We start from the raw sequence: 20,372 nt of genomic DNA on the forward strand, positions 1-20,372 counted from the left end.
TTAGCCAGTAGCTTCGGTGTTGCAGCGCACCGCAACACCGAGGCTCTTTAAGTCGCTTAGAAGGAGAGTGAGATGGTCAAATATATTGGCGTTGCTATCGCAGTCATGCTGGGAGTAACAGGCTTTAATGCGAATGCAGGCAGTGGTGGCGATTTTGGTCCTGCGCACCAATATGAACATACATTGCAAACCATTAGCTTAGCGCAAGGCGAAGCTTTGCTAGAGCAACCTGAAGTACTGTTTTTTGATGTGAATACCTTAGAGCTTTGGGCTGAGGGTTATATCCCTGGGGCAACCTATTTCAATGTGAGTAATTGGAAAGAACTTTTACCTGAAAACAAACAAACCTACATGGTTTTTTATTGTGCTAATCGCTTATGTAATGCCAGTGAAATCGCAGCACATGAAGTCATGAAGTTGGGCTATAGCAATGTCATGCAAATGCATGATGGTATTTATGGTTGGCGACTATCAGGTAGAGCCGTAGAGATGCCGTAAGCCATAAAATAGTGCGTTGGTTAAAAAATTGAAATCAATTAAGTGTAACTCAGAGAGAAATATGATGAAAACAATGATGAAGAAAACATGTAAAACCACCAGCGTTGCTTTGTTATGTAGCGTGGCTTTTATGACTACAGCTGCTAGTAGTCAACAAGAAACTGAAAACGTCTCTTATGCCTTGGGAGCGTCAGTGGGTAAATATATTTCGAGTCGAATTTACGATCAAACGGAGTTAGGTGGAGATATTACCGTTGATACCGTCATTAAAGGTGTGGTGGATGCACTAAAAGATGAAACCTCAATGTCAGATGAAGATATTTTGACTCATTTAAATTCCCGCGCTGAAATGCTTAATAAAGAAAAAGAAGCGCGTTTAGCTGCCCTTTCAAGTAAAAATTTAGCAGAAGGGCGTGCATTTTTAGCGAGCAATAAAACCAATGACAACATAAAGGTCACAGAATCAGGTTTGCAGTATGAAGTCATTACGCAAGGTGAGGGAAAAGTCCCACTTGAATCAGATGTGGTCACTGTGCATTACAAAGGCCAGCTCATTGATGGCACTCAATTTGATAACTCATATGAACGTAATGAAACTAATCGTTTCCCATTACTTACCGTTATTGACGGTTGGAAAGAAGGCATTGGGTTGATGCCGGAAGGCTCAACATATCGACTGACTATTCCCACAGAACTTGCTTACGGCAATGATACTGTCGGCATTATCCCGCCAAATTCAGTTCTGATTTTCGATGTTGAATTATTAAAAGTTGAGTCACCTAGCGAGTCTTCTCATGGTATGGGACTTAGCGGTATGGGCATGGGTGGAATGATGGGCTCTTCAAGCAATTAATTTCAATGAGTTTACCTATCTGTTTGTGGTATCAGCAGTCGAGATAAATATGAATAGTTTATTGATAGCCATCATTGGAACCTTGTGCTTTTTCATCACTATCGTATGGCGTTCTGTCCAATACGTTACTCCAAAAATGCAAGGTTCATCCGAGTCATCTGTTCCCCTTGCCAAGCAAGATGACAAGGTGCTGTTTGTTGTTTGTCTCATAATTCTGCTGGTACCCATCGCCATTTATAGCCAATTGGGGCGTTTTAATGATTGGAATACAGGATACGTAGCAGAGCACATTGATTACCTTATTGCTGCGGATATTAATAAAAATGCCCGAGCAGTTAATATCGACCCCAATAATCGCCTGGCATTAATTAACTTGGCGAATGCATATGCAGAAGGCGGTATGTATGACAAGTCGGTACAAACATTAAATGAATTACTGGAAATAAAGACAGATGCTGAAGTGTTAGGCATGAAAGCAAATGCGCTTTATTACCGTGATGGTCGAGACATGAGCTTGGAGGTCACTATTGTGTTATCTCAAGCGCTTGCAATTGACCCAAATGAAGTTCAATCGCTGTTACTCATTGCGACAGATGCATTTTTGAATAAGGACTTTCAAAAGGCAATTGAGCATTGGCATCAGTTATTGGATAGCAACAACCTAAGCGTTAACCGAACATCTATAAAAAATGCGATTTCTAGAGCTGAGCAAGAAATAGCTAACCAAGCCGTGACTGCATCTGAGTAGAGTCACCCAATAAAGGTTGCAATAAGTCAGCAATATGGCTGACAGATGGAGGATGTTGTGAGTGAAAATATAGAAAGAAGAAGGTTCCTAAAATGCTTAGGAGTGGGTTCATTGATACTTGCCCCCATGGGGTGTAGTTCAACCAAAGACAGTGATGCCGAGAATAAACCTCACTATGTCATGGTTTTTGACCAAAACAAGTGTGTCGGCTGTGGTGACTGTAAGTTAGCTTGTAATAAAGCTAACCATTTACCCGAAGGTGAAGCAAAGCTGAAAACGGAGCAGCAAAACGGCGGAATCGATGGGCAAAAATGTGCTCAGTGTGGTCAAGATAACTGTGAGTGTCAGCGTAAATATGTGCGAGTATCTTGCCAGCAATGTAAAAATGCCCCGTGTGTAGCAGTATGTCCGACAGGGGCTGCTCATCGCGATCCTGACACTGACATTGTCACCATGGATGATAGTAAGTGTGCGGGTTGTAAATACTGCATTGCTGCCTGTCCATATAATGCTCGCTTTATTAATAAAGATACTGATGTTGCCGACAATTGTGATTTTTGCTTGAACAGCCAATTAAGCAAAGGTGAACAACCAGCGTGTGTGCAGCAGTGTCGATATGATGCATTAATCTTTGGTGATGCCAATGATCCCACTTCATATGTGAGCCGGTTATTGAAGGTTAAGGACTCTGTGCGAATAAAGTCGCACTTAGGAACTGAACCCAGCTTACGTTATATCCCAATTGTTAAATTAGGAGTGTAGTCATGGATGGAACAATTGAGTTCTCAATGGGGTTATCTGAAGGGGTTGCATGGCCTTGGCCAATTGCTGTTTATTTGTTTTTTGCAGGGATTTCAGGTGGCGCATTAGCTGTTGCACTGTTTATTCGCTTTTATAAAAAACAAACTATCAATACGCCATTTTTAAAAGCTGCTTCTTTGGTGTCATTTGTAACCATTGCGTTAGGCATGTTGTGTTTAGTCTTGGACTTAACCAATCCATTGTTTTTCTGGCGAATTTTGGTTTATTACAACTTGAACTCAGTGATGTCGGTCGGGGTGATTGCGTTGATGGCGTATATTCCACTGGTGGCATTAAATCTGTTGTTTGCCTTAGAAGAAGAAATTGCTGAATCATCAATGTTAGCGCCATTGATGCCATTAATTGAAAAACTACGTGGTATTCGTCGTCCTTGTGAAATGGCGATTTTGGCGTTGGCGTTAGCCGTTTGTGCATACACAGGTTTTTTAATTTCGGCTTTAGTGCGATTCCCTATGATTAACACGTCAGTCTTACCGGCACTGTTTGTTGCTTCTGGCTTATCCGCTGGTGCTGCAGCTGCAAAAATGGTGGCTGTGAGTGTTTTTAAAGAAGACTTACATAGCCAAGATATGAAAGTGCTTCACGGTGCTGAATGGCCAATTATGTTTGCTGAAGCCTTGTTTCTATTCATGATTATTATGTCATTAGCGACAGGGAATGCAGGCGCTCAATATGCCTTTGATGCTTTTATAACAGGATCATGGGCTGCTGTTTTTTGGTTTGGTGTTGTAGGAATAGGTTTTGGTGGTCCACTTTTACTTAATTTTGCAACAGGCACAAAGTTTAGTCATTCGGCTAAAGCCTTCTACCTATCTGGCATCTGTGTTGTCAGCGGTATGATGTGCTTACGAATGTTCATCCTTTACGCTGGCCAAAACTTCGCTATTTAACGCAAAGCAAGTCCTCAGCCAAATACTTTATCCTTTCTATGTTAGGCGGATAAGTTATCGGGTTGAGGGGTTGCTCTCATTTTCGGTGATTCTATGTATAACGTGTTTTCTCCAATGTTAGTTTCTGTTGTCATGTTGAGCATATTTCTAATGGGTTGTTTAAGTCCTAATGATGACAATTCTCATGCTTACCACCCTCATATTGGCGAACATGATCGCTGTCATATGTGTGGCATGATGATCACCAAGTACCCTGGCCCTAAAGGCGCGCTTGAGTTAGCCAATAGTTCTGTTAATCCGAAATTTTGTTCTACCAGAGATATGTTTAATTATGCTTTGCAGCCAGAAAATACTCGGCGAATAGTACAGATGTCTGTACATGATATTGAGCAAACAGATTGGGCAAAGCCAAGTAATCATCATTTCATATCTGCTAACTCTGCTTGGTATGTGTATGGGTCTAGCAAAGAAGCAGTTATGGGGACTGCTGTGGCAAGTTTTGCTTCTGAACAAGGGGCGAATCAGTTTGCTGCTAATTATGGTGGTAAGGTCATTCGTTTTGAGCAGATTGATTTAGCATTACTGGCTGAGGATTAATGGAATGTGCTCTGGTAATGCTGCGGTAATAAGTAAAGTATTCGTCTTTATTTGTTTGTTAGGAATGATGCAAACAAGCATGGCGGCACAAAAGGGCCAGTCTACAGTATATAAAGTGACGACTGCGACAGAATTAACCGATACATTGAAGCGGGTGGAACACGGTGACACCATTAATCTGGCTTCTGGTATTTATCGCGGCAACTTTTTGATTAACCATAGCATTTATTTAACTGGTGAAGGGGCAATTATAGAGGCCAATAGTCAAGGAAATGCGATTAGCATTTATGCTTCTAATGTTCATTTGAGCCATTTGCATTTGCAGAATTGGGGGGAGGATTTATATCAACACAATGCAGGGGTTTTTATCGATAAAGGCCAAGAAAATATTGTTATCGAACACATTGTTCTATCAGGAGATGGATTTGGCATTTATGCCGAAGAAATAGAACATATTTTAATTCAACACAATCAGTTTATTGGTAATCATCAGTTAGCAATACTTGATCGCGGTGATGGTATTCACCTGAAAAAGAGCGAAAATGCCCAAATTCTCAATAACCAAATTATTAATGTCAGAGACGGTGTTTATCTCGAGTCGGGTGGCCATAGTGTAGTGAATTATAACCACTTCAAAGGGTTACAGTACGCTATTCATTATATGTATACCCAAGGAGATATGGCTAGCCAGAATATCGCCACCCAAGTTTTAGGTGGGTACGCATTAATGAGTGCGAATAATATTCAGCTAATTGACAATCAAGCCAGTCATGCAAGCGAATTTGGTGTGTTACTTAATCTGACCCAAGACTCCTTGATAAAAAATAATGATGTACGCCATATACATTGGAAAGGTGGGGATCCGACAGATTTATTTGAGTCAGGTAAAGGGATATTTATTTATGGCTCTCAAGGAAATATTTTGCAGTCTAATCTGATAAGTGCTTGCGATATCGGTGTCGCTATGGCGTTAGGCGGAGAGTTAAATCGAGTTTTTTTAAATCACTTTATCAATAATCAAACTCAAGTGAGATATGTTGGCGACATACGCGTTGAGTGGAGCGAAAATCAACAAGGGAACTATTGGAGTGATTATCAAGGATGGGATATAACGGGTAATGGAATAGGCGAGCAGTTTCATTTACCTAATGATCGACTCGATAAGCTTTTTTGGCTTTATCCTGAGGCCCACTTTTTGATGGAAAGTCCTGTAGTTATATTGCTCAAGTGGTTAGATAAGTTATTGATAAAAAGTGATTATAACGGGGTGATAGATAGTTACCCTTTAGTCTCTTCATTAGATTTATCAATTAAGGATTAATCATGACCTATGCAATTGAACTAGATAAGGTAGGACATTCATTTTCTGGTAAACCTGTTTTGAAAAACATTCAGTGTTCGCTCGCTAGAGGTCAGTTGATGGCATTGCTTGGTCATAATGGGGCAGGCAAATCGACACTCATTAAAATTCTATTAGGCTTGATCGAACCACAGCAAGGAACGGTTAATATTCTAGGCTTGCCAATAAAACAATTATGTGGCGGAGTGGAAATTGGTTATTTACCTGAAAATATTCAGTTTTATGACAATATGACAGGTAAACAAGTGTTGCAGTTTTTTGCTGACTTAAAAGGCGTGAATACTCAACTTGTTACTCGTACGCTTGAAGAGTTTGGCCTTTTGGAAAGCCAACATAAACAAGTCAAATATTACTCTAAAGGTATGAAGCAAAGACTGGGCTTTGCTCAAGCAATTATTGCCTCTCCTCAATTGCTCCTATTGGATGAACCTACTGTTGGTTTAGATCCACAAGCATCTCAATTTTTATATCAAAAAATAAATCAGTTAAGAGAGCAAGGATGCTCAGTGGTCATTTGTACTCATGAGTTAGCCTTGATTGAAGAACACATAGATGTCGCATTGATGTTAGGGCGTGGTGAGCAATTAGCTTATGGATCTATTAACGCCTTGGCGGCTCAAAGTGGCTGCATGGTGACGTTTATAGTGCCAAATATAGAGACTCTTGTGTTAAAAAAACCGGTATTGTCCCCATATTATTTTCAAGGAACTTTGCGTTGTTTTCCTGAAGATAAATCGATAGTTATTCAATTGCTTACTGAAATATGTTCCACATATGAATTTGATATTCAGTTACCTAGTTTGACTGATATTTATCATCACAAAATGAAGGTGCAGCGACTTACAACAGGCGGGTTGAGTTTTGCCAATCAGCCTTTTCAGCAGCAGGAGGTAAAAGATGTCATTGCATGTTGAAATGGTCAACATTCTTGCCAGAAAAGAACGTCAAGAATGCATACGTAACCATTGGAGCGTTGTACTATTTGTGTTGTTTGGCGGCTTATCATTTACGGTAACTTTAGCTGGGAGCGCTGTGAGTGGTGAACTGGCAGGTGGGACCCTTATTTCCACAATTAGTAGTTTAACCAGTTTATCGGTATTTATTATTCCGCTCGTAGCAATACTAATTAGTTATGATGCTTTTGTCGGTGAAAGGGAGGCGGGTACCTTGTCCCTTTTACTCACCTATCCGATAAGCCAGATTGATATTTTATTGGGAAAATTTGTTGCTCACGGAGGTTTACTGATAATCGCGATTACACTGACCTATGGTGGTAGTGGACTATTATTTTGGTTGTTAAGTGAACAAGCGGATACAGCACTAGTTATTCGCTTTTACGGCCAATTGATTATCAGTAGCTGTTTACTTGCTTTAGTATTTATTTTACTGAGCTATCTCGTGAGTGTTCATGCTCAGCAAAAGGGGAAAGTGTTAGGTTTTTTATTTATGGTGTGGTTTGCTTTTGTTTTGGTATTTGATCTGTTGTTGCTTGCATTACTTGTTGCTGATTTTGGCCTGCAGGCACAGCGCTTCGTTAGTTTTATGATGCTGCTTAACCCTGCTGACATATATCGAGCGATTAATATGTTAGGAATAGATGCCAGTTTTGCTGATAAAGGAGCCTTAAGCCAAATACAGTTAACGGTTCCATTCTTGTTCGGCTTACTTTGTTTGTGGCTTGTTTTACTGTTATTTGCGCTGAAGCATTGTGTTACAAGTGTTGCATTTAAATCTAGTTAGTTAATTGATTTTACAGTGTTTATTCTGCTTTTACTTAGTTATTTGAGTAAGTTGTCACAGTAATCGTATACCGTCTGAATTATGCTGATCCTATGTCATATTAACCATAAGACTATAGGCGAACAGTGATAAACATAACCTCTTATCTAAAGCTCGCGCCAGATGCGAAGCAACTCATTGATCGTACTAATAATCAGGTTATTGATTTAACATTTTCTGAATCTGCGGTATTAGCGCATTTATTGATTGAACCAGGTGCTATTTCTACTAAAGACTCACTTGTAAAACAGGGATGGCCTGGTCGCGTTGTATCCGATTCTTCATTAACTCAATGTATTAGTACGTTACGTAAAAAGCTTGAACCCTATTCTGAAGTTCAACTAAAGACCATTGCTCGACGTGGTTATCAAATACGTATTGTTGCTAAGTCTCATGTAACGATGTTGGCCGTTAACGATCCGCAATCCATTAAAGCTGCTTTATTTGATGTGTCATTGCTAATTAAGGTTGCGGGCGTAGTCTTCGCGATTATTATCATCGCCTATCAATGGTATTACAGTGACTACCATCAGGTTTTAAAAAGAGTCTCTAGCTGGAATGCTCACTCGAGTATTTCGTTAAATATTGGTGGGGTAAAAGAATCTGTTCCCGTTTTATACCCTAAGAATAAATCCCAGCCCCATGCGTCATTGTGGCAAAAACATTTAGCTCCAGAGAGCAATGAATCTGCTCATTTTGAGCAGTTTAAAGGCTTTGCTCTTGCTGATGATAATATTCATTCATTTGCCGTGTGTTTAGATTTTGAAGAGAGTTGCATAAAAACCAATACGATGAATATTGCTGCTACAGATGAGACTCCAGCAGGGTTGAATATGGAGCTTTTTTATCAACTGCGTGACAGTATGGAAAATCGTATCCGTGTGAATAGAGAAATACTGCCTGTCGATTATAGTGATGGTGAAATAGATAAACATCACTACTTTTCAGATGTTTATTTTCCCGTTGCCGATAAGTTATTGATTAGAGTCGATATGGGGCTTTCGATGATCTACGAAGCACCACTAAGTGGACAATTTTATTATTCGATTTGCTTAACAGATGAAGATTGTCGAACGACGCCGATAAAGTATAAATTGCGTGGCGACTTTGAGCAGTATCGGCAATCTATTGGTGATATTGAAGTTGATGTCTTTCAGGTGAAGGTAAAGCAAAAAAATATTATTTTACCTGAACAAGTGAGTGAGTCTGCAATGAGCTTTTATCGTGGTATTCGCAAACATCATGTGAAAGATAAAGAGCTCTATTTTTATCGGCTTTATCATGACAATGGCACTGCGGTTTGGATAATCCCGCTATTTAAGAACATTATTACTTGGACTCGTTATGAAAAAGTCTCCTTATAATAAGACTTTTCCCTTTAACCAAAGATGAACGATTATTTCATCGTCACTTTGCCGCCAATTATTTTAAAAGCAGGCGTGCCGCGAACCAAGGTATCTCGTGCAAAAGGTGTTTCACACTGTGGACACACACAAGGGGTTTTAGTGTAGTCATCTACAATACGTTCTTTGAAGCATTTAACTAATGCACCTTTTCCGCCCTTGCGGTATTTAAATAGCTGGGTTTTACATTTAGCACAAAAAATATCGACGGTGCGGGTTGGTCCTTTAGCGTTTGGTTTAGCCAAAATAGCTCCTGATATCAATGAAGAGTAAATGGTAAATCAAACGCAGTAGAGTTGATAGTGATTAAAAGCGAATAAAAAAGCCTTCAATATGTTATTGAAGGCTTAGTCATTAGCAAGTAAATAGAAAATTGTTTAACCAAACTCACCACTAACATAACCCTGAGTGCGTGAGTCTTGTGGGTTATTAAATACTTGGTGCGTTTCACCTTGCTCTACTAATTCACCCATCCAGAAGAAAGCTGTTCTATCCGAGATGCGCTTTGCTTGGTTCATTGAGTGAGTCACGATAACAATGGTGAACTTTTTACGTAATTCATCCATTAGCTCTTCAATCTTATGGGTTGCGATTGGATCAAGTGCACTGGTTGGCTCATCCATTAAGATAACTTCAGGCTCCATCGCAATCGCGCGGGCAATACACAAACGTTGCTGTTGACCACCTGATAAACCAAAAGCTGGTGTATTTAGTCTGTCTTTAACTTCTTCCCATAAAGCTGCGCCACGTAATGAGTCTTCAACAACTTTATCTAATACAGCTTTATCTTTAACGCCTTGGGCTTTAAGGCCAAAAGCGATGTTTTCATAAATACTCATCGGGAAAGGGTTTGGCTTTTGAAACACCATACCTACTCGCATTCTTAGGTTTTTTACATCAACATCGGCATAAATATCTTCACCTTCGAATGCCACAGTGCCTGTAATTTTGACTCCTGCAACCAAGTCATTCATTCGGTTTAGCGTGCGTAGCAGTGTTGACTTTCCGCAACCTGATGGCCCAATTAAAGCCGTCACTTGGCGTGATGGGATGTTAATTGAGATATCTTTTAACGCATGGTTTTCGCCGTAAAATAGGTCTAAGTTGCTTACTTCAAGTTTGTTCATGATCTGGCCTTTAATTAACACGATGTTTTACGTGTTATTACTATTCGTTTGTTTAATGCTAAGAAGATTTATTTAATCGGGTAGCAATGACTTTGGTTGCTAAATTTAGTGCTAATACCAATACAATTAAGATGGTTGCAGTGGCATAAGCTTGATCCCATTCGTGCTGAGTAAATAACTCTTGGGTTAACTTATATAAATGAACAGTCAATGTTCGGCCTGAATCTAATACAGAGTCAGGAATTTGAGTCACCATACCAGCGGTTAAAAATACTGGTGCTGACTCTCCAATAACGCGGCCAGTACTTAAAATGACCGATGTAACAATACCTGGTAAAGCGCTTGGTAATATTAAGCGCCAAATAGTGTAAATTTTACTACTGCCTAATGCATAACCACCTTCACGGTAGCTCATTGGGACAGCCATTAAGGCTTCTTCCGTAGTACGAATGATGACGGGTAAAATCAACATCGCTAGCGTTAATGCACCCGACAAGATTGAAAAGCCTAAGCCTAAGGTCGTGACAAAGAATGTCATACCGAATAAGCCGTAAACAATCGATGGAATACCTGCGAGTGACTCAGTACAAAAACGGATAACTTGCACAATTTTACTGCCAGGCTTGGCGTACTCAGTTAGATATATCGCCGTCATAATGCCAATTGGTGCTGCGAAAGCTAATGACAGTAGTACCATATATACGGTCGATACAATCATCGCCCAAATACCAGAAGCTTCGCCAATGCGGGTATAGGCACCAGTAATAAACTCCCAACTAACATGGCTTAATCCATTTGAGAGAATGTGCCAAACCACCCATAACAAAAATAAGATAGTGATACCGGCAGCAGCCCAAATAGCGCCATGAAGCAATTTATCTTGATTCTGTCTCGATACTAATGAGTTTGATTGAGTAAACTTAGACATGATTAATACGCTCTCTTGCGATTTAGGTATAACAATGAACCGTTAAGCAAAACGATAAATGCCAATAAGACAATACCTGTTGCATACAGTGCACTTGAATGGATGCCTGTTGCGTAAGACATTTCCATTGCGATGTTAGCGGTAAGTGTACGTGCAGGTTCTAATAACGAACCTGGCATAGCCGGTGCGTTACCCATAACCATAATGATGGCCATGGTTTCACCAATTGCACGAGCAACGCCCAGTGCAACGCCTGTAAAGATGCCGCTTTTAGCGGCAGGGATCAGTACTTTAAAAATACTGTATATATGCGATGCGCCCAAGGCTAGTGCACCTTCTTTATACACAGAAGGTAAGGCTCTAATAGATGTTTCTGAAATAGTAATGACGGTTGGCAAAATCATAATTGCCAACACAATGATTCCCGCCAAAATGGTGTTACCAGCAGGAATATTAAAAATCGTTTCAATGGCTGGGACAATAATCACCAATCCAAAAAATCCGTATACAACAGAAGGAATGCCAGCCAGTAACTCAACTGCTGGTCTAACTAAATCTGCTAACCATTTAGGGGCAATTTCTGCCAAAAATACAGCGGTTAAAATAGCAATAGGGACACCAATGATTACAGCACCAGCTGTTGATATCATTGAGGCAACAATCATAGGTAAAATGCCATAAAGTGCTGGTGGCAGCCATTCTTTACCTGTTACAAACTCAGTAACACCTGCTTCTTTAAATGCAGGTAAACCTTCGTTAAATACAAACCATCCGATGGTGGAAACCGATAGTACGCCAACCATAGCGCAACATAGGAAAAGGCCATGAAAGAAGATTTCTTTTATGTCCATGGCTTTTTTTGGTGCAAGTTGCAGTCCTTGTGATTGGACTTTAGTTGCTGTATTCATCATATGCCTCGAGGTCGTACTGATGATTAATCATTTTTAATATTTGATAGAAACTACAAAAGAGGAGCATAAGCTCCTCTTAATATACCGTGGTCAGTTATTACTGAACGCGGATGTAACCTTCTTCAGCAACAATGCTTTGACCGTCATTTGACATGATAAAGTCGATGAAGCTTTGTGCATTCGGGTGTGGCTGGTCATTCACTAAAACGATGAATGGACGAGCAATTTGGTATTCGCCAGCTGCAATGTTTGTGTCAGTAGCTTCAACGCCACCTACACTTAGAGCAACTAAAGAATCATCAACTGAACCAAGAGAGATATAACCGATGGCGTATGGGTTATTCGCAACGATTGTTTTGATCATACCGTTACCATTACCTACTTGAGCTGTAGGTGTAATAGCCGTTACCTTGTGGCCATTAACAGTACGTTGTAAGTCCATGATTTCTTCGAAAGCGCCACGAGTACCAGAACCGTTTTCACGAGTTACTACAACGATTGGACGAGCTTCGCCACCTACTTCGCTCCAGTTTTTGATTTCGCCGCGGTAGATTTTTGAAATTTGCTCTTGAGTTAAGTCTTGAACTGGGTTTGCTTTGTTTACTGCAGCAGCAATACCGTCACGAGCAATAACGATTTCTTTTGTTGTATCGTTTAACTCATTTTCTTTAATGTTACGAGAAGACATACCAATCATGCTGGTGCCGTCTTTCGCTGCACGAATACCAGCAGAAGAGCCAGTGCTTTGTACTTCAACATTCTTTTTAGCAGTGTTTTGATAGTTCTCTGCTAGCACTTCCATAACGTGTGCAACAGATGTTGAACCAGATACTGTTACTGTACCAGCTTGAACAAGAGGTGCCGTCATTAAGCCAACAGCAGTTAATAAACCAATCACTTTTTTCATCACAAATTCCACTTATTATTTGTACTTAAATTTGTACTTAATACCCATCTTGGATATTGAAAGTTAGGGTGCTTCTTTCTCGCTGTAATTTGAAGCGAGTGCATTAAGACAGATCAATATGACAGTTAAGTTACAGTGTTCTTTGTTGAAATTGGATTATCTAAAGCTACCTAAGTTTATGTTTTTTTTGTGTTATATTTATGTGTGACGGATGTGTTTATTAACTATAATTCAGCAAAAAAAACGCTGAATACCTTAAATTGCTATTAAAGGGTTCAAAGCCAAGTATTATTGAAGTGTAAAGGTGTTCAATTTGACTGAGTAAGCGCAAAATGCTTTTGGTGTTAATCTTGGATTAAGCTTAAGTTAAGGTGGATTTGAGGATTGATGTTATATTGCCGCCAAACTATTTAGCGTAAAAATTTTTATTAAAGTTTTATTACACTCAAGCACTGCCAATAATTAAGTTATAAGCTGCGATGTCTTTATAACTTAAGTTTGATTTTGGTGGCCTTCTCAGTTCATTTTCTTATCAAAATAAAAAGGGACGTTATGACCACAGAAATGATTATGATTGGAATGTCTATTCTGATCGTTATTGGCATTTTATTGCATCATCCTTCCCGTACCTTAGGGATCCCGTCACTATTCATCTTTATGGGAGTGGGTCTTTCACTTGGTAATGGTGAGTTTAATTTTGTTTATGACAATTTGGACAAAACAGCATGGATTGGTGGCTTAGCGCTAAATGTGATTGTTTTTGTTGGTGGCCTTAATACCTCGACGGATAAAATTAAGATAGCGTATAAAGAAGGGGGCGTTTTGGCATCCTTTGGGGTGATATTTACCACTCTCATCTTCGCTTGTATTTTATATTTGCTGCTCGACTTCAATTTTGTAATTTGCCTACTATTTGCCGCTGTTGTGTCTTCAACGGATGCGGCGGCAGTATTTTCGATTTTAGAGTCGAAAAAGTTAAAGTTAAAAGAAGAAACCGACACCGTTTTGGAGTTTGAGTCAGCAACCAATGACCCAGTAGCTATGCTAATGGTTATTGTATTAACCGAGATGGCACTGTCTTCAACACAATCGGTTACTGTATCTTCTTTAAGTTTGAGCTTGTTTACTCAAATCGCTATTGCAATTATCGTCGGATTTTTAATTGGTAAGCTTGCTGTAACACTGCTAAATAAGATTAGTTTGTCAGAGTATGGCTTGATACCAGTGTTTGTATTAGCCAGCTTTATCATTGCGACTTACGGTGCTGATTTATTGGGGGGCAATATATTATTGGCTTCTTACATTGCGGGTGTCGTTATTGGCAACGGCATTAAAAGAGGGCAGCAAGTTAACTTGCACTTTTTTAACAGTTTATCATGGTTGGCTCAGGCACTAATGTTTATTGTGTTAGGTCTACAAATATTCCCACAGACGCTGATGACCGTATTCTGGATATCTATACTTCCAGCTTTATTACTCATATTTGTTGCAAGGCCGCTTGCTGTTCAACTGTGCTATTTACCTTTTGTAAAAGCCAGTTGGAAAAAGCGACTATTCATTTCTATGATAGGCCTAAAAGGGGCAACACCTATTGTGTTTGCGTTAATACCTGCTGCAGCTGGTGTTCCAGGCGCAATTGATATTGTGCATATGGTGTTTTTCTTTGTCTTATTTTCTATCTTTATTCAAGGTGGAGCGATAGCGCCATTGGCAAATAAGCTAGGACTTGAAAAAGACAAACCTGCAAAGTAGTTTTCTTAATATGAGGCACTAGCTGATAGCGTTAGCTAAGCTGTTTGCCTCTATTTTATTCCAAACTTTGTCATGGAAATAAAAAACAATGGTATTTACGGCAGGTTCTATTAATGCCACAGCACCACCAATGACAATACTTCCAGTTAGTAAATATGTAATGGTGAATGCAACACTGAAATGCAAAATGGCGAAAGTCATGGTTTTTTTCATGTGAACCTCGAGTAAGTTTGTTTTTAATTACCCGATGATAACAGTTATCATTACCATTTAAAGCGTTTTTTACAAATTAAGTCAAAAGGTTTATTCGATTAAACAGGAGTATCTCGTCGGGTCGTGTATATCTATCTGATTGAGAGGAATAAAAAAGTCGCTTAAGCGTATCTTAGGCGACTTAATAACGTTTCATTAGCGGATTGAATTAAAACTCGAAGTTAAATCCATACTGTTTAAGCTGTTCGTAAACCACTTTATCAAAACAAAATAATGCGGCAGCGCGATGAGCTACGTTTTTTTGTTTTTCGTTGCAATTGATCAATAGATTCATTTTTAATATCTTGCGTCGAAAGTTAGGTTTATCGAGCTTACTGTTAAGAATTGATTCGTAAATCTCTTGTAACTGCAGCAGGGTAAATTTCTCTGGTAATAAATTAAAGCCAATTGGTTCGTGGTGGACTTTATATTTAAGATTACTTAGTGAGCTTTTAATAATTTCTGCGTGATCGAAAACGAGCTGCGGTAAGTTATAGACATCAAACCATTCAATTTCATAGGCGTTATTGCCCATGGCTAAACGTGTTTCATCAAAACGGACTAAAGAATAAAAGGCAACCGTAATGATACGACGGGTAGGGTATCGATCGACTTGACCAAATGCGCCTAGCTGATCCAAATATAAGTTATCGACACCTGTCGTTTGTTTCACAACCCTCGATGCGGCATCTTCAAGGTTTTCATCCATCATTACCCAATGACCAATAAGACCCCACTTGTTTGCCGCTAATCCTCTATTGTATTTCACTAATAGAATTTTCAGCTTACCTTCATGCATAGAGAAAATAAGATTATCCACCGACACATTCGTGATGGTGTTATCTGGCAAAGCTTCTTCTTGGGCTAACTCATTGGCATTTAAAATCGGCTTTACTGTCATCATAGTACCTAGCATATGTAAAACGTTGGCTATATCGGTCAGATATAAAGGTTATTTAGCTTAATCTAATGAAATCACGATAAAAAGAAAAATAAATTTTAGTCAATAAGAGTAAATTAAGCGCACTTTGGGCGCAACGAATTCTGTTGTTTACAAAAAATCACTTGAAATGAATCTTGGTTTTAGGAATATTATATGTAATAGTCATTTTAACAATAAGTTGTGTTTTGTTAGATTTTGTCCGTTTTACCCTATGAAGCGAATAGTGTCCTCACTTCTTAGATTATCGAAATGCGACTTCATTATTACTATTAACATAAAGGGATTGATATGTTTGTACCTGATAATTCGCTAATAAGCTGCGCTGGTTTGAAGAGGTTTGTACCATTACTTGCTTGCCTACTTTTGCCTGTAACTCTGCAAGCCGCTGACGCTAAGACAGAGTTACAATTAAAAGATCATTTTGCTGAACAATTTAAAATCGGTGCAGCATTAAGTGAAGCGCAAGTCTTAGATAAGAAACCAGGTGTATTAGATTTGGTTGCTCAGCAGTTTAATAGTTTAACTGCTGAAAATGTTATGAAATGGGAAGAAATTCACCCAAGCCCTCAGCAATATAACTTTAGTACGCCTGATAAATTGGTGAGTTTTGGTCAGAAACATGGCATGTATATGGTAGGACATACATTGTTATGGCATCAGCAGACGCCAGATTGGGTATTTGAAGACGGGAAGGGGAATTTACTTGAGCGTGACTCTTTACTTGAAAGACTACAGTCACATATCAATACCGTGTTAGGGCAATATAAAGGCAAGGTGCAAGCATGGGATGTTGTTAATGAGGTATTTAATGAGGACGGTACACTTCGCGATTCAAAGTGGTTAGCTATCATCGGCCCTGACTATATTGAAAAAGCGTTTGAATATGCACATCAAGCTGATGCTGATATTGCGCTTTATTACAATGACTACAATTTATTTAAGCCTGCAAAACGTAAAGCGGTAGTTAAGTTAGTTAAGCAGCTTCAATCAAAAGGTATTCGCATTGATGGTGTTGGGATTCAAGGGCATTATGCATTGGATTATCCTGATTTGAATGAAGTTGAAAATTCAATTAATGCATTTGCTGATACAGGCGTCACCGTTATGTTTACAGAGGTTGATGTATCAGTATTGCCCTTTCCAGATGAAGACAATCAAGGCGCAGATATCAGCTTAGATATGGCATTGCAGCAACAGTTTAATCCTTATGCTGACGGACTTCCTTCAGATGTTGAGCAACAACTTGCGCAGCGTTATAAGCAAATCATTGATTTATTTATAAAGCACCAACAAAAAATCGATCGTGTGACATTTTGGGGTGTCGATGATGGTCAAACTTGGAGAAACGATTGGCCAATGACAGGCCGAACAGATTACCCATTGCTATTTGATCGTGAGCTGCAATTAAAACCGTTTGTAAAAGACATCATAAACTAAGTCAGGTTCGATTGAGGGTAAGCATTTATACTCAAAAGGCGTGGCTAACAATAAAGTAAGCCACGCCTTTTTCAATTATTGGCGAAACAAATAACTTAAAGTTAATTAAGCTTGTTTTAGTAGTGCCAAGGGAATTTAGAAAAATCTTGATCGCGTTTTTCTAAAAAGGCATCACGGCCTTCTTGTGCTTCATCAGTCCCATAAGCAAGGCGAGTCGCTTCTCCTGCAAATAGTTGCTGACCCACTAAACCGTCATCTGGCAGGTTAAAGCCATATTTAAGCATACGCATGGCAGTTGGCGACTTACTGTTAATTTCTTTTGCCCAAGCTAAAGCTTCTTTTTCTAACTCTGCGTGAGGAATTGAGCGGTTAACCATGCCCATATCGAATGCTTCATCGGCTGAGTAATTAAACCCAAGGAAGAAAATTTCACGAGCACGTTTTTGACCAATCATTTTGGCTAAGTAAGCACTTCCATATCCAGAGTCGAAACTGCCGACATCAGGATCGGTTTGTTTGAAAACGGCGTGTTCTTTTGAAGCAAGGGTTAAATCGCAAACAACGTGTAAGCTATGACCTCCGCCAACAGCCCAGCCAGGAACTACTGCAATAACCACTTTCGGCATAAAACGAATCAAGCGTTGCACTTCTAATATATGAAGGCGACCCATACGGGCGACATCAGGTTTACCTTCTTCAGCCCCTTCATACTTATAGCCGTCTTTACCGCGGATGCGTTGATCTCCTCCGGCACAGAAAGAGTGTTGGCCTTTTGCTGATGGACCATTACCGGTAATGAGCACACAGCCAACGTCTGACCATTGGCGAGCATGATCTAACGCAGTATAAAGCTCATCAACTGTTTTAGGTCGGAAAGAATTGAGGCAATCAGGGCGGTTTATCGCAATACGAACAGTGCCTTGATCTTTTGCTCGGTGATAAGTGATATCTTCAAAGTCGAAACCACTAACTGTGTCCCAAAGAGAAGGGTCAAAAATATCTGAAACCTGTTGAGTCATGTTTACTAGCCTTTTTCAAACGATTATCCAAAGGCTAGGCTGATTTAAATCTCAGGTCAATTACAGATGTCGTAAAGCTCGAATTAAATCTTGTCACAGATTAATTGAAGGTTATCTTTACCAAAAATAGGATGTTTTGATCCAAAACCACAATATTCTGACTTAAAATTGGCAACCGATTCATTGTCAGTGAAAATGTCTTTAAACGCGTTAACCTCTTTACCTGACAATCTTTCTATTACACCTGAAGGTATTTTAATGACCTTGTCACTTTTTCTAATGATTTTTGTGCCTGTCATTGAAGATATTTTATCATCTGCATTGTCCATAACTGATTGTATTTCAGCTATCGGCTCATCGAGTTTATCGGTTTCGGTAGCAAAGTAGTAAATTACACCGGCAATCAGTGCGATTAGGATCCAACCTCTCATCATTTAGTCCAATTAAAGTGAATAACCATGAATAATACGAGTATAATATACTCAATTAACACTCTGTAAACGAGTGTGTAGCAGTTTCAGTTGATTATTATTTAAAATATTAACTTTTTCTGCAATCACAATAGAGTTTGCCCCTTTTTAAGTAGTAAGGCATCGAGATGACAAAAGAATCGACATCTAAAGATTTTTCCAAACAAAAGCGGATTAAAATCCATCAGCCAGATGCTAATAAAGCAGATCGTTTCAATCCAAGTAACAGTATTTATGTGCGTGCTGTAACCGGACTTTGGACAACAGTAAGAAGACGTATTGGTTGGGCAACCATGTCATTCTTTCTGATATTGCCATGGTTACCATGGGGAGACCGTCAAGCCGTTTGGTTTAATCTAGGTGAACAGAAATTCCATATCTTTAGTTTGACTATTTGGCCTCAAGATCTGACTTTGCTAGCTGCACTATTTACTATCGCTGCATTCGGCCTCTTTTTTGTGACCACTTATCTAGGCAGAGTATGGTGTGGCTATACTTGCCCACAAACGGTTTGGACGTTCATCTTCATTTGGTTTGAAGAAAAATTCGAAGGCGCCAGAAATAAGCGTATCAAGTTGGATCAAATGCCATGGAGCTTTAATAAACTTTGGCGAAAAACGGCGAAGCATACTTCTTGGGTACTTGTTTCACTATTAACAGCAATGACCTTTGTGTCTTACTTTGTACCGAGTCGTGAAGTCTACATTGATGTTTTCACCCTAAACGCGGATCTAAGTATCTACTTCTGGGTCGTATTCTTTACTTTAGCAACTTATGGTAATGCTGGTTGGATGCGCGAGATTATGTGTATTCATATGTGTCCTTATGCTCGCTTTCAGGCTGCTATGTTTGATAAGAATACCTATATAGTTGGTTATGATGCAAAGCGTGGTGAAACTCGAGGGCCAAGATCTCGTAAAGCAAACCCTGTAGAAATGGGATTGGGCGACTGCATAGACTGTGATTTATGTGTGCAAGTGTGCCCAACCGGAATCGATATTCGTAATGGCTTGCAATATGAGTGCATTAATTGCGGTGCTTGTATTGATGCCTGTGATACGACCATGGAAAGAATGGGCTATGACAAAGGCCTAATAAGTTACACCACCGAAAATAAACTTGAGAATATTAAAGAGACAATTGTTAGGCCAAAACTTGTTGGCTATGGCGTAGCGTTAACAGTCATGATACTCGTCTTTGTATATGCCAGCGCGACTATTGCGCCAGTGCGTATGGATGTCATTAGAGATAGAAATGCTTTATATCGTATTACTAATGACGGGCTTGTAGAAAATACGTATACATTGAAGCTGCTCAACAAAACTGAACAAGCCCAAGAGTATCAACTTTCGATGACAGGTTTAGATAACTATCAGTGGACCGGTCCGACAGACGTTTCTATACAAGCTGGAGAAGTATTAACGCTTCCTGTCAGTATTGCGGTTGATCCAGGTGCTTTAGAGCGAACAGTGACAAAAATTAATCTAATTGTGGTTGCAAATATCGATGGAAAGCCTGTTTCTATCAAACAAGAGTCAAGATTCTTCGGTGATTAAACCTAGGTATTATGGGTAAAAGGGGCTGTTTAGCCCCTTTTTTATGCGTTTCGTTCAAAATCTCAGCTGTTAACCCTGTTTTATTAAATTAATTCTATTTAGCCCTTGCACGGTTTATTT

General features: G+C 39.4%; 22 protein-coding genes. 13 read left to right on the forward strand and 9 right to left on the reverse strand.

The features are described 5' to 3' along the window. Positions 1-72: 72 nt before the first annotated feature. The 10 genes from J8L86_RS19565 to J8L86_RS19610 all read left to right on the forward strand — a co-directional run bounded on the left by J8L86_RS19565 (position 73) and on the right by J8L86_RS19610 (position 8,911). The gene (locus J8L86_RS19565; protein WP_065108826.1) at positions 73-498 is read left to right on the forward strand and encodes a rhodanese-like domain-containing protein; all 426 of its coding nucleotides are present in this window, start codon (positions 73-75) and stop codon (positions 496-498) included. Positions 499-562: 64 nt separating this feature from the next. Then, the gene (locus J8L86_RS19570; protein ID WP_065108827.1) at positions 563-1,351 is read left to right on the forward strand and encodes an FKBP-type peptidyl-prolyl cis-trans isomerase; all 789 of its coding nucleotides are present in this window, start codon (positions 563-565) and stop codon (positions 1,349-1,351) included. A 49-nt stretch (positions 1,352-1,400) separates the two neighbouring features. Beyond that, positions 1,401-2,099, forward strand: a complete 699-nt coding sequence (locus J8L86_RS19575) for a tetratricopeptide repeat protein (RefSeq protein ID WP_192021820.1) — start codon at positions 1,401-1,403, stop codon at positions 2,097-2,099. 57 nt (positions 2,100-2,156) lie between these two features. Continuing rightward, entirely contained in the window at positions 2,157-2,861 is a 705-nt protein-coding gene (locus J8L86_RS19580; protein ID WP_055025512.1) for a 4Fe-4S dicluster domain-containing protein, read from the forward strand. Between the two features lie 2 nt (positions 2,862-2,863). Next, complete coding sequence (gene nrfD, locus J8L86_RS19585) at positions 2,864-3,811, forward strand: NrfD/PsrC family molybdoenzyme membrane anchor subunit (protein ID WP_055025434.1); 948 nt, start codon at positions 2,864-2,866, stop codon at positions 3,809-3,811. A 93-nt stretch (positions 3,812-3,904) separates the two neighbouring features. Continuing rightward, entirely contained in the window at positions 3,905-4,408 is a 504-nt protein-coding gene (locus tag J8L86_RS19590; protein WP_247663556.1) for a nitrous oxide reductase accessory protein NosL, read from the forward strand. 4 nt (positions 4,409-4,412) lie between these two features. Then, positions 4,413-5,729 carry a nitrous oxide reductase family maturation protein NosD gene (nosD, locus tag J8L86_RS19595; RefSeq protein ID WP_211031328.1) on the forward strand — a complete coding sequence of 439 codons (1,317 nt, stop codon included), beginning with the start codon at positions 4,413-4,415 and terminating at the stop codon, positions 5,727-5,729. Between the two features lie 2 nt (positions 5,730-5,731). Then, positions 5,732-6,682, forward strand: a complete 951-nt coding sequence (locus J8L86_RS19600; RefSeq protein ID WP_065108830.1) for an ABC transporter ATP-binding protein — start codon at positions 5,732-5,734, stop codon at positions 6,680-6,682. After that, complete coding sequence (locus J8L86_RS19605) at positions 6,666-7,508, forward strand: ABC transporter permease subunit (RefSeq protein ID WP_065108831.1); 843 nt, start codon at positions 6,666-6,668, stop codon at positions 7,506-7,508. The genes J8L86_RS19600 and J8L86_RS19605 overlap by 17 nt, the downstream gene beginning before the upstream one ends. Before the next feature lie 125 nt (positions 7,509-7,633). After that, positions 7,634-8,911, forward strand: a complete 1,278-nt coding sequence (locus J8L86_RS19610) for a winged helix-turn-helix domain-containing protein (protein WP_211031329.1) — start codon at positions 7,634-7,636, stop codon at positions 8,909-8,911. A 32-nt stretch (positions 8,912-8,943) separates the two neighbouring features. Here the strand turns inward: J8L86_RS19610 and J8L86_RS19615 are convergent, their stop codons facing one another. From J8L86_RS19615 to J8L86_RS19635, 5 genes are all read right to left on the reverse strand, one after another. Continuing rightward, positions 8,944-9,195 carry a hypothetical protein gene (locus J8L86_RS19615; protein WP_055025429.1) on the reverse strand — a complete coding sequence of 84 codons (252 nt, stop codon included), beginning with the start codon at positions 9,193-9,195 and terminating at the stop codon, positions 8,944-8,946. A gap of 132 nt (positions 9,196-9,327) precedes the next feature. Next, on the reverse strand, positions 9,328-10,077 hold the full coding sequence (gene pstB, locus J8L86_RS19620) for a phosphate ABC transporter ATP-binding protein PstB (protein ID WP_055025427.1): 750 nt from the start codon (positions 10,075-10,077) through the stop codon (positions 9,328-9,330). 58 nt (positions 10,078-10,135) lie between these two features. Then, positions 10,136-11,005 (reverse strand): phosphate ABC transporter permease PstA, encoded by an 870-nt coding sequence (gene pstA, locus J8L86_RS19625; RefSeq protein ID WP_055025426.1) that lies wholly within the window; start codon positions 11,003-11,005, stop codon positions 10,136-10,138. 2 nt (positions 11,006-11,007) lie between these two features. Next, the gene (gene pstC, locus J8L86_RS19630; protein WP_055025425.1) at positions 11,008-11,913 is read right to left on the reverse strand and encodes a phosphate ABC transporter permease subunit PstC; all 906 of its coding nucleotides are present in this window, start codon (positions 11,911-11,913) and stop codon (positions 11,008-11,010) included. Between the two features lie 100 nt (positions 11,914-12,013). Then, positions 12,014-12,823, reverse strand: a complete 810-nt coding sequence (locus J8L86_RS19635; protein WP_055025424.1) for a phosphate ABC transporter substrate-binding protein — start codon at positions 12,821-12,823, stop codon at positions 12,014-12,016. Positions 12,824-13,375: 552 nt separating this feature from the next. Between J8L86_RS19635 and J8L86_RS19640 the strand changes: the two genes are divergently transcribed. After that, positions 13,376-14,575: a potassium/proton antiporter gene (locus tag J8L86_RS19640; RefSeq protein WP_211031330.1), complete on the forward strand. Its 1,200-nt coding sequence runs from the start codon at positions 13,376-13,378 to the stop codon at positions 14,573-14,575. A gap of 18 nt (positions 14,576-14,593) precedes the next feature. Here J8L86_RS19640 and J8L86_RS19645 read toward each other — a convergent pair whose 3' ends face one another. Both J8L86_RS19645 and J8L86_RS19650 read right to left on the reverse strand, forming a co-directional pair. Further along, entirely contained in the window at positions 14,594-14,788 is a 195-nt protein-coding gene (locus J8L86_RS19645) for a DUF2061 domain-containing protein (protein ID WP_055025422.1), read from the reverse strand. Positions 14,789-14,996: 208 nt separating this feature from the next. Next, positions 14,997-15,728 (reverse strand): NUDIX domain-containing protein, encoded by a 732-nt coding sequence (locus tag J8L86_RS19650; RefSeq protein ID WP_055025421.1) that lies wholly within the window; start codon positions 15,726-15,728, stop codon positions 14,997-14,999. 330 nt (positions 15,729-16,058) lie between these two features. Here J8L86_RS19650 and J8L86_RS19655 point away from each other — a divergent pair, with 330 nt between their 5' ends. Further along, positions 16,059-17,207 (forward strand): endo-1,4-beta-xylanase, encoded by a 1,149-nt coding sequence (locus J8L86_RS19655; protein WP_247663558.1) that lies wholly within the window; start codon positions 16,059-16,061, stop codon positions 17,205-17,207. A 116-nt stretch (positions 17,208-17,323) separates the two neighbouring features. On the opposite strand, the gene J8L86_RS19660 is transcribed toward J8L86_RS19655, so the two are convergent. Further along, positions 17,324-18,226 (reverse strand): 1,4-dihydroxy-2-naphthoyl-CoA synthase, encoded by a 903-nt coding sequence (locus tag J8L86_RS19660; protein ID WP_211031331.1) that lies wholly within the window; start codon positions 18,224-18,226, stop codon positions 17,324-17,326. Between the two features lie 83 nt (positions 18,227-18,309). Beyond that, positions 18,310-18,657: a hypothetical protein gene (locus J8L86_RS19665; protein WP_065108836.1), complete on the reverse strand. Its 348-nt coding sequence runs from the start codon at positions 18,655-18,657 to the stop codon at positions 18,310-18,312. A gap of 167 nt (positions 18,658-18,824) precedes the next feature. Here J8L86_RS19665 and ccoG point away from each other — a divergent pair, with 167 nt between their 5' ends. Next, positions 18,825-20,252, forward strand: coding sequence for a cytochrome c oxidase accessory protein CcoG (gene ccoG / locus J8L86_RS19670; RefSeq protein ID WP_055025417.1), 1,428 nt, complete (start codon positions 18,825-18,827; stop codon positions 20,250-20,252). Positions 20,253-20,372 lie beyond the last annotated feature (120 nt).

The sequence above is a fragment of the Shewanella sp. MMG014 genome (assembly GCF_018100775.1).
GTDB classification, from domain to species: domain Bacteria; phylum Pseudomonadota; class Gammaproteobacteria; order Enterobacterales; family Shewanellaceae; genus Shewanella; species Shewanella japonica.